This window comes from Priestia sp. GS2 (assembly GCF_036409025.1).
Classification (GTDB): Bacteria; Bacillota; Bacilli; order Bacillales; family Bacillaceae_H; genus Priestia; species Priestia aryabhattai_A.
The window spans coordinates 1-547 of the sequence record NZ_JAZGJX010000009.1 but is presented as its reverse complement, the minus strand read 5'-3'; the positions used below and the strand labels follow the sequence as shown (position 1 = coordinate 547).

Genomic DNA, 547 nt, shown 5'->3' with positions numbered 1-547 from the left:
GAGCCATTAGCTCAGTTGGTAGAGCATCTGACTTTTAATCAGAGGGTCGAAGGTTCGAGTCCTTCATGGCTCACCATTTTAAATACACACACATGCGGGTGTGGCGGAATTGGCAGACGCGCTAGACTTAGGATCTAGTGTCTTTATGACGTGGGGGTTCAAGTCCCTTCACCCGCACTTTTATCTTTAACCTTTTTTATTTAAGCGGTCGTGGCGGAATGGCAGACGCGCTAGGTTGAGGGCCTAGTGGGTGAATAACCCGTGGAGGTTCAAGTCCTCTCGGCCGCACCAAAAAAAATAAAAAAAGGTGTTGACACTTGAGAGTGAAGATGATAAGATAGTTAAGTCGCTAACGAAGCGGTGAATGAAATTAAAAAAAATGCGCCCGTAGCTCAATTGGATAGAGCGTTTGACTACGGATCAAAAGGTTAGGGGTTCGACTCCTCTCGGGCGCGCCATATGCGGGTGTAGTTTAATGGTAAAACCTCAGCCTTCCAAGCTGATGTCGTGAGTTCGATTCTCATCACCCGCTCCATTATTATTAATT

At 46.4% G+C, this 547-nt stretch carries 5 tRNA genes; all 5 read left to right on the top strand.

Annotation, left to right across the window (positions count from 1 at the left end):
• The 5 genes from V2145_RS21425 to V2145_RS21405 all read left to right on the top strand — a co-directional run bounded on the left by V2145_RS21425 (position 1) and on the right by V2145_RS21405 (position 535).
• A tRNA-Lys gene (locus tag V2145_RS21425) sits at positions 1–76 on the top strand.
• A gap of 18 nt (positions 77–94) precedes the next feature.
• Positions 95–177 (top strand) — tRNA-Leu (locus tag V2145_RS21420).
• 27 nt (positions 178–204) lie between these two features.
• A tRNA-Leu gene (locus V2145_RS21415) sits at positions 205–291 on the top strand.
• Positions 292–381: 90 nt separating this feature from the next.
• Positions 382–458, top strand: a tRNA-Arg gene (locus tag V2145_RS21410).
• Positions 459–461: 3 nt separating this feature from the next.
• Positions 462–535: transfer RNA gene (locus tag V2145_RS21405), tRNA-Gly, on the top strand.
• The last annotated feature ends 12 nt before the right edge of the window (positions 536–547 follow it).